Origin of the sequence: Streptomyces gobitricini (genome assembly GCF_039532985.1) — a bacterium.
Classification (GTDB): domain Bacteria; phylum Actinomycetota; class Actinomycetes; order Streptomycetales; family Streptomycetaceae; genus Streptomyces; species Streptomyces gobitricini.
This window is the reverse complement of the sequence record NZ_BAAASR010000013.1, coordinates 183060-192294: the sequence shown is the minus strand read 5'-3', so window position 1 is coordinate 192294 and position 9235 is coordinate 183060. Positions and strand designations below refer to the sequence as shown.

At 72.3% G+C, this 9235-nt stretch carries 5 protein-coding genes; 2 read left to right on the top strand and 3 right to left on the bottom strand.

What is annotated here, in order from left to right:
- Positions 1 to 126 precede the first annotated feature (126 nt).
- Complete coding sequence (treZ, locus tag ABD347_RS10545) at positions 127 to 1872, bottom strand: malto-oligosyltrehalose trehalohydrolase (protein ID WP_344359442.1); 1746 nt, start codon at positions 1870 to 1872, stop codon at positions 127 to 129.
- Between the two features lie 196 nt (positions 1873 to 2068).
- Here treZ and ABD347_RS10540 point away from each other — a divergent pair, with 196 nt between their 5' ends.
- Positions 2069 to 2617, top strand: coding sequence for a DUF1707 and FHA domain-containing protein (locus ABD347_RS10540; RefSeq protein ID WP_344359440.1), 549 nt, complete (start codon positions 2069 to 2071; stop codon positions 2615 to 2617).
- Between the two features lies 1 nt (position 2618).
- Here ABD347_RS10540 and treY read toward each other — a convergent pair whose 3' ends face one another.
- Positions 2619 to 4955 carry a malto-oligosyltrehalose synthase gene (gene treY, locus ABD347_RS10535; RefSeq protein WP_344359437.1) on the bottom strand — a complete coding sequence of 779 codons (2337 nt, stop codon included), beginning with the start codon at positions 4953 to 4955 and terminating at the stop codon, positions 2619 to 2621.
- A gap of 335 nt (positions 4956 to 5290) precedes the next feature.
- Positions 5291 to 7414: a glycogen debranching protein GlgX gene (glgX, locus tag ABD347_RS10530; protein ID WP_344359434.1), complete on the bottom strand. Its 2124-nt coding sequence runs from the start codon at positions 7412 to 7414 to the stop codon at positions 5291 to 5293.
- A 479-nt stretch (positions 7415 to 7893) separates the two neighbouring features.
- On the opposite strand from glgX, the gene ABD347_RS10525 reads away from it, so the two are divergent.
- A complete protein-coding gene (locus ABD347_RS10525; RefSeq protein WP_344359432.1) occupies positions 7894 to 9135 on the top strand; it encodes an SAV2148 family HEPN domain-containing protein in 1242 nt (413 codons plus the stop codon).
- Positions 9136 to 9235: the final 100 nt, after the last annotated feature.

Below are 9235 nucleotides of genomic sequence, written 5' to 3'. Positions count from 1 at the left end.
TTCGGCCACGGAGGCGCCCCACGCGGCGGCTCCCTCCTCCCCGCCTCGCCTCCGCACGCACCACAGGGGCGTCAGCCACTACCGCGGCGGACCGCTCCCCGGCCCGGCCCGCCCCGAAAAGACGCCCTAGACGTCCGCCAGCACCACGCACGACTCCGGGGGAAGGGTCATCAGCCCGTCCCCGTTCGGCATCTCCACCGGCTCCCAGGCCGCCACGACCCGCCCCCGGCTGCCGAGCGGGACCAGGACGGGCTCCTTGGCGAAGTTCACCGCCACCCGCAGGTCCCCGCGCCGGTACGCCAGCCAGCGGGCGTCCTCGTCGAACGCCACCCGCACCGCGGCCAGGTCCGGGTCGGTCAGGTCCGGCTGCGAGGCGCGCAGCGCGATCAGCTCCCGGTGCCAGGCGAGCAGCCGGGCGTGCGGCTGCCGGTCACGCTCCGCCCAGTCGAGGCAGGACCGGTCCCGGGTGGCCGGGTCCTGCGGGTCGGGAACGTCCTCCGCCGCCCAGCCGTGCTCGGCGAACTCCCGCCTCCGGCCGTCGCGCACCGCCTCGGCCAGGTGCGGGTCCGTGTGGTCGGTGAAGAACTGCCACGGGGTGCTCGCTCCCCACTCCTCGCCCATGAAGAGCATCGGCGTGGACGGACCGGTCAGCACTACGGCCGCCGCGCACGCCAGCAGCCCGGGGGAGCAGGACGCCGAGAGCCGGTCGCCGGTGGCCCGGTTACCGACCTGGTCATGGGTCTGGGCATAGCCCAGGAATCGGTGCGCCGGGGTCCTCGACCGGTCCACCGGCCGGCCGTGCGTACGGCCGCGGAAGGTCGAGTACGTACCGTCGTGGAAGAAGACGTGGCCCAGGGTCTTGGCCAGGGCGGCCAGCGGAGCGCGTGCGAAGTCGGCGTAGTAGCCCTGCGATTCGCCGGTCAGGGCGGTGTGCAGGGCGTGGTGGAGATCGTCGTTCCACTGGGCGTGCAGACCCAGGCCGCCCTCCGCGCGCGGTGTCGTGGTGCGCGGGTCGGCCAGGTCCGACTCGGCGATCAGGAACAGCTCCCGGCCCTGCTCGGCGGCCAGCCGGTCCACGGCCGCCGACAACTCCTCCAGAAACGTCAGGGCCCGTGTGTCGGCCAGCGCGTGCACGGCGTCCAGCCGGAGCCCGTCGATCCGGTAGTCGCGCAGCCAGGCCAGCGCGCTGCCCAGCAGGAAGGCCCGCACCTCGTCCGAACCGGGCGCGTCCAGGTTGACGGCGGCGCCCCATGGGGTGTGGTGGGTGTCGGTGAAGTACGGGCCGAAGGCCGGGAGGTAGTTCCCGGACGGGCCCAGGTGGTTGTGGACCACGTCCAGCACCACGCCCAGGCCGAGGCCGTGTGCCGTGTCGACGAAGCGCTTCAGCGCCTCCGGGCCGCCGTACGGCTCGTGCACCGCCCACAGCGACACTCCCTCGTACCCCCACCCGTGTCTGCCGGGGAAGGGGCACAGCGGCATCAGCTCCACGTGGGTGACGCCCAGCTCCACCAGGTGGTCCAGCCGGGCGGCCGCGGCGTCCAGGGTGCCCTCGGGCGTGTACGTACCGACGTGCATCTCGTACAGCACGGCGCCGCGCAGCCCGCGCGCCGGGGGCTCGTGCCGCCAGTCGTACACCGCGTGGTCCACGACCGCGCTCGGCCCGTCCGGTCCGTCCGGCTGGCGCCGTGACCGCGGGTCGGGCAGCGCCGGGCCGCCGTCCAGCGCGTACCCGTACCGTGCGCCGTCACCGGCCTCCACTTCGGCCACCCACCAGCCGTCCCGCTCCGGGTCGCGCACCAAGGGGTGCGCCGCGTCATGGAGTTGGAGCTCGACCCGTTCCTCTGCCTGCGGTGCCCACACCTCGAACAGCACTGGTGATCCCCTCGTCGTCGTAACGCCCCAATCCTGGCAAGACCGAGATCGGGAAGCACGGCACTCGGCCGAACGGAACCCGTACGTCACACCTCGTGCGAAGCCCCCGCTGATCACGTACCAAGACCGTACCAACGGGGTCCGACAACGGGGCCCGTCTGGACACTCCGGCCCGCCGGGACCGACAATCACGTCTGTGACGTCCGCTTTCGAGCCCCACACGTACCCCGCTCGGCTCTCCGACGCCGAACGGGACCGTGCCCTGGGGTTGCTGAGGGAAGGCGTCGCACAGGGCAAGTTGTCGCACGACACGTTCCTGCGGCGCATGGAACTCGCCCTGGTCGCCCGCCGCCCCGACGAGCTGGCGGCCCTCACCGCGGACCTGCGCACCGAGGGGCGCTGGTCGAAGCGGCTGTTCGGCGCGGTCGAACGGGTGTCCGCGTTCCATGTGCGGCTGCGGCGGGCGTGGCAGGCCGAGCGGCTGCCGAAGCTGCTGCTGCCGGAGCCCGGACCGTACCCCCTGCGCATAGGGCGGGACCCGGCCAACGGGCTGCGGCTCAGTCATGAGACGGTCTCCCGCCAACACGCCGAACTCAGCCTCCAGGACGGGCTGTGGGTGCTGCGCGACCTCGGCTCCACCAACGGCACCGCCGTCAACGGGCAGCGGGTCACCGGCTCGGTCGTCGTCCAAGCCGGTGACATGGTGGCCTTCGGCCGGATGGGTTTCCGGCTCTCGGCCCGCTGACTCACCCGGTCCCGTCCTCCTCCGGTACGGGACGGCGGCTGAGCAGGGCCACCGGTCGCGCCGCGAACAGGTCCGCCAGGGGCACCGCCTCCCCGCCCCGGAACTCGCGCCCCCTCTCCACGGCGTCGAACCACCGCCCCTCCGGCAGCGTCAGCGAGGTGTCGCCCCATCCGCCGCTCTCCGCCAGCCGCAGCGACAGCCGGGTGACCGCCGTGACCGTCTCCCCGGAGCGGCAGAACGCCACGCAGTGCCCGGCGGCCGGGCCGCTCGCCGTGAGCGGCTGATACGTCCCCGACGCGCCGAACACCTCCGGGTACCGCCGCCGGAGCCGCAGCGCCGCGCGCGTGACGGCGGTCTTCTCGTCGGGCGGCCCCTCGCGGAACGGCCGCCGGTTGTCCGGGTCGACCAGCGCCAGGTACACCCGCTCCGTCTCCTGGTACAGGTCCGGTACGCCCGGCATGGTGAGGTGCAGCAGCGCCGCGCCCAGCGTGTTCGCCCGTACGTACGGGTCCAGCTCGCGGGCCAGCAGGGAGACCGTGTGGAGGTCCGCGCCGGCGGGCCCCGCCTCCACGAAGTCCAGCACCGCCTGTTCGTACGCCGGGTCCGGCTCCGTCCAACTGGTGCGCAGCCCCGCCTCCCGTACCGCCTTCAGCACCGCCGGGGCCAGCCGGTCCCCGTGGGGGTACCCGAGGCCCATCGCCGTCTGCCACGCCGTCCACGCCACCTGACCGTCCGGCGCGGGCGTCCGGGCCACGTCGTCCAGCAGCTTCGTCCACCGCTGCGGGCACTCCGACAGGACCGCGATCCGGGCCCGCACGTCGGCGCTGCGCTTGGTGTCGTGCGTCGACAGCACCGTGCCGGTGGCGGGCCAGTCGCGGGCCAGCCGCTCGCAGTACGCGTGGAACTCCGCCGGGGCCACCGCCGGCTCCCCGGGCTCGCCGCCCACCTCGTTCGCCGAGACCAGCGGCGTGTACCGGTAGAACGCCGTGTCCTCGACGGACTTGGCCCGTAGCGCCGACGAGGTCTGCGCGAACCGGGTCAGGAACGCCCTGTGATCCGGCCCGTCCCCGAGCCGCCCCAGCGCCAGGCCCCGGACCACGTCGACGGCCGACGCCTCCTCCGGGACCACGAACGTGGCCTTCGCCTCCTCGGCCGCCCCCGCCGTCAGTACGTCCTCCGCGCCGGTCCCGTACGGGCGGTAGACCGGCACCCGGATCAGCAGCTCCCGGACCGCCGCGCGCAGCGCCCACGGCGCGTGGTCGCGCAGCGCCGGGTCCGTGGCGCAGACGGCCGCCGCCACCCTGGTCAGGTACGCGACCTCCGAGGCCAGCTGGTGCGTCACCACCTTGTACGCGGCCCGGCGCGCCGTCGCCTCCCAGTGGCCGCCCCGGTCCCCGGCGGGGCCCGCGAACCGCCGGTACCCCTCGGCCAGCTCCGCCGCGCCCGCCTCGTCCACGAACAGCCCGTCGACGCGCCGAAGCGCGTCGTAGCCGGTCGTCCCCGCGACCGGCCACCGTCCGGGCAGCCGTTCCTCTCCGGTGAGGATCTTCTCCACGACGATCCAGCAGCCCTCACCCGTGGCCCGCCGCAGCCGGCGGAGGTACGCCTCGGGGTCCGCGAGCCCGTCCGGGTGGTCGATCCGCAACCCCTCGACCACACCGTCCCGGATCAGCTCCACGACCTTCGCATGGGTCGCCTCGAAGACCTCCGGCTCCTCCACCCGCACCCCGATGAGGTCGGAGATGGTGAAGAACCTCCGGTAGTTCAGCTCCGTACGGGCCAGCCGCCACCACCCCAGCCGGTACCACTGGGCGTCCAGCAGTTCCGGCAGGGCGAGTCCCTCCGTGCCGGGCCGCAGCGGGAACTCCTGCTCGCCGTAGCGCAGCGTCCCGCCCTCCACCCGCATGCCGGCCAGCTCGTCGCCGATCCGGCCCGCCAGGACCGGCAGCAGCACCTTCCCGCCGCCCGCCGTCCAGTCGATGTCGAACCAGCGGGCGTACGCGGACGAGGGGCCGTCGCGGAGCACCTCCCACAGTGCCCGGTTGTGGCGGGGGGCCGCCGCCATGTGGTTGGGCACCAGGTCCACCACCAGGCCCAGGCCGTGCGACCGGGCGGTACGCGCGAGGGCCCGCAGGCCGTCCTCGCCGCCCAGTTCCTCCCGCACCCGGCCGTGGTCGGTGACGTCGTACCCGTGCGTGGAGCCGGGGACCGCCTCAAGGACCGGTGACAGATGCAGATGCGATACCCCGAGCGAGGCGAGGTACGGCACCGCTTCCCCGGCGGCCGAGAAGGGGAAGTCCGGCTGGATCTGGAGCCGATAGGTCGAGTTGGGCGTCATGCGAACGTACGTACCCGCTTGGGCGGCTTCTGTGTCATCGGGTGATGCGATTTACGCCCGAAGGGCACGTTCCGCCCGGTCCCGGGGCCCCCGCCCAGGGCCCGCCCGGGGCCCCGTCCCGAAGCCGTCCGCGGGGCTGGGTCCCGTCCGCCGGGCGCGGCCCGCGGGCGGCGGGCCGCCGGCCGTCGGGGAGCTCCTGGCGTGTGCCCGGGACGCGCCCCCACAAGAGGCATACCGGACCCGTCCTTCCGGGCCGTCCGCCCGGGCCCGGAAGGACCGCCCGGCCCCGCCGCGGCCGGACGGGGCCCCTCGGCCCCGGCTCCCCGTGATGCCTCCTAGGCGGGGCGCCGGAGGACCGTCAGGCTGCGGCCGATCAGGGTGAGCCGGTCGCCGGCCGCGACCTTCGCCCCCTGTCCGGGTTCGACGCCCTCGGGGACGGCCGTGTCCACCACCACCTGCCACTGGCGGCCGTGGTTGACCGGCACCACGAACTCCAGGTCCTCCGCGCTCGCGTTGAACATCAGCAGGAACGAGTCGTCCCCGATCCGCTCCCCGCGCGGGCCCGGCTCGGAGATCGCGCTGCCGTTCAGGAACACGGACAGGGCTTTGGCGTGGGCCGCCTGCCAGTCCCGTGCGGTCATCTCATCACCCTCAGGGGTGAACCAGTTGATGTCCGACAGCTCGTCGTGCGTTCCCTCGACCGGCCGTCCGTGGAAGAAGCGCCGCCGCCGGAAGACCGGGTGGTCGCGCCGGAGCCACACCATCGAACGGGTGAACCGGAGCAGGGACCGGGCCTCCTCGGAGTCCTCGTCCGGCCAGTGCACCCAGGCGACCTCGTTGTCCTGGCAGTACGCGTTGTTGTTGCCGCCCTGCGTACGCCCGAACTCGTCGCCGTGGCTGAGCATCGGCACGCCCTGGGACAGCATCAGCGTGGCGATGAAGTTGCGCATCTGGCGCAGCCGCACCTCCGTGACCTGTTCGTCGTCGGTGTCGCCCTCGGCCCCGCAGTTCCAGGAGCGGTTGTGGCTCTCACCGTCCCGGTTCCCCTCGCCGTTCGCGTCGTTGTGCTTGTCGTTGTACGACACGAGATCGCGCAGCGTGAAGCCGTCGTGGCAGGTCACGAAGTTCACCGAGGCGAGCGGGCGCCGCCCGTCGTCCTGGTAGAGGTCCGACGAACCCGTCAGCCTCGAGGCGAACTCGGCGAGGGTGCGCGGCTCGCCCCGCCACAGGTCCCGCACCGTGTCGCGGTACTTGCCGTTCCACTCGGTCCACAGGGGCGGGAAGTTGCCCACCTGGTACCCGCCCTCGCCGACGTCCCACGGCTCGGCGATCAGCTTGACCTGGCTGACCACCGGGTCCTGCTGCACCAGGTCGAAGAACGACGACAGGCGGTCCACCTCGTGGAACTGGCGTGCCAGCGTCGCCGCCAGGTCGAACCGGAACCCGTCGACGTGCATCTCCGTCACCCAGTACCGCAGCGAGTCCATGATCAGCTGGAGCACGTGCGGCGAGCGCATCAGGAGCGAGTTCCCGGTGCCGGTGGTGTCCATGTAGTACCGCGGGTTGTCCTCGACGAGCCGGTAGTACGAGGGGTTGTCCAGACCCCGGAAGGAGAGCGTCGGGCCCAGGTGGTTGCCCTCGGCCGTGTGGTTGTACACCACGTCCAGGATCACCTCGATGCCCGCCTGGTGCAGGGCGCGCACCGCCGACTTGAACTCCAGCACCTGCTGACCGCGGTCGCCCCAGGAGGCGTACGTGTTGTGCGGGGCGAAGAAGCCGATGGTGTTGTAGCCCCAGTAGTTGGACATCCCCGAGTCCACGAGCCGGTGGTCGTTGACGAACTGGTGGACGGGCATCAATTCGAGCGCCGTCACCCCCAGTTCGGTCAGGTGCTCGATCACGGCGGGGTGGGCCAGCCCGGCGTAGGTGCCGCGCAACTCCTCCGGCAGGGCCGGGTGGAGCATCGTCAGGCCCTTCACATGGGCCTCGTAGATCACCGTCCGGTGGTAGTCGGTACGCGGCGGCCGGTCGTCACCCCAGTCGAAGTAGGGGTTGACGACCACGGACGTCATCGTGTGCGGCGCCGAGTCCAGGTCGTTGCGGGAGTCCGGCTTGCCGAAGTGGTAGCCGTACACCGCCTCTCCCCAGTCGATGGCGCCGGCGACCGCCCGCGCGTACGGATCGAGCAGCAGCTTCGCGGAGTTGCAGCGCTGTCCCTGCTCCGGCGCGTACGGTCCGTGGACCCGGAACCCGTACCGCTGGCCCGGCATCACGCCGGGCAGGTACGCGTGCCGTACGAACGCGTCGGACTCGCGCAGCTCCACCGCGGTCTCCGAGCCGTCGTCGTGGAGCAGACACAGCTCGATTCGGTCGGCGGCCTCCGAGAAGACCGCGAAGTTGGTTCCGGCGCCGTCGTACGTGGCGCCGAGCGGATACGCCTGTCCCGGCCAGACCTGCATAGATAAGACTCTTCCACTTCTGATCCGGCTGATGGGGGTTACTTGAGCCAGAATCCTCCCCGAAAGTGGCGCGAGCTCCTAGGACTTCGGCCGGTCCTACCGGGTGACCGGGGGGCGCGAGGAGCGCAGTGGCCGGAAATCGCTCACCGGGCCTGATTTGTCAGATCGACACATCATCGGGTGATGGTGGACGGTCACCGGTTGCCCGGGTCAACTTCGCGTTCCCGGGCGTCGCCCGCGCCGGAGCGGGGGCGACGCGTCCCCGGCCCGCCGCCCGGCGAAGGGTGACCGGCCCCGGGCCCGCCCGCCCCACCATTATGAATCCGCTCACTCCGCTCCCTCCCATGGCGGGGAACAACCGGAAGAATCATGGCCGTTGGGAAAGGAGCCTGTGGATCGGGCTGCACCGCCTCGCGCTCGCGGAGTACCCTTCCTTGATCGTTGGAGACGGGCGTCCAGGAGCAGAAGGCGGTGCGCGGGTGAGCTCGGGAGGGCTGGAGCTTCCCCCAGGTGACTCAGGTCATGAGGGGGACTCCACTGACCCCGCTGATGTCCCGCCCGGAGCGGTCTCACTCGCCCGGCCGATGGAGATCGGTGCGGAACTGGACTGGGGCGCGGAGGCCTGGAGCGAGGTACGGACCCGGGCTCAGCGCGCAGGCCGCGCCTATATCTGGCTGAATCTTGTCGAACAGCGGCTGCGCGCCGTGGTGGCCGCCGTCCTGCGGCCCGTGTACGAGCCGGTGCACGGCGACGACTGGGTGGTGGCGGCGGCCGGGCCCGCGGGGCAGGAGTGGGTGCAGCGCGCGGTCGCCGTCCGTGAGGTCTCACGCCGCAAGGGCTACCTCCTGGACCCCGCCGACGACAACGTGCTCAGCTTCCTCACGCTGCCCCAGCTGCGGGAGCTGATGGTCCAGCACTGGCCCTGCTTCGAGCCCTACTTCGACGACCGGCGCGAGGTGGAGCTCGCCCTGGACGAGCTCGAGGTGACCCGGAATGTGGTCTCGCGCAACCGGGCGCTCTCACGCACCGTGCTGGACCAGTCCGAACGCGCCTCCGCCAGGCTGCTGGAGATCCTCGGTGGCGGCGGGGGCGCGCCCTCCGCGCACCGGCTGCCGGTCGACGCGGTGGAGGACCTCGTCGGCGACCGGTACGCCGACGTCGTCTCCGTCCACCCCGACCGGGTGCGGCTGCAGCGACAGCTGCCGGCCGAGGACCTCTTCGGCGGGGCGCGGCGCCTCGACGCGATCGGCATAGGACTCAACCTCCTCGTGCAGAATTTCTCCGGGCGGCGGCTGGTGCGGCTCGCGGAGTCCGGTTGCCGGATACGCCTGCTGTTCCTGAACCCGGCGAGCAGCGCCGTCAAACGGCGCGAAAGGGAACTGGGGATCAGGAAGGGCGAGTTGAGCCGTTCGGTGGAGATGAACATCCTCCACATGCGGCGCGTGCGCTCGAAGCTGCGGGATCCGGGCGCCTTCGAGATCCAGGTCTTCGACGAGACGCCGCGCTTCACCGCGTACCTCGTCGACGGCGACGGGCCCGACGGGGTGGGTGTCGTCCAGTCCTACCTGCGCCGGGCCCGTGGCATGGAGGTGCCGGTGCTGGTGCTGCGCGGTGGCAGGCGACCGGTCGTCACGGCCGGAGCCGAGAGCGATCACGGCCTGTTCGAGACCTACCGCGAGGAGTTCGAGTCGGTCTGGGCCGATTCCCGTCCGGTCTCGTGAGAGCGGGATCCGAGCGGCGTTGTCAGTGGTGCGTGGGAGTGTGAAGACCCACAGGGGGAGTGCACCGCATGGGGGCGCACCACAGCATCGCGAGGAGGGG

Excerpts from the sequence above, each read along its gene's own strand:
- glgX (WP_344359434.1), bottom strand. The coding sequence starts at position 7,414 with ATGCAGGTCTGGCCGGGACAGGCGTATCCGCTCGGCGCCACGTACGAC.
- treY (WP_344359437.1), bottom strand. The coding sequence starts at position 4,955 with ATGACGCCCAACTCGACCTATCGGCTCCAGATCCAGCCGGACTTCCCC.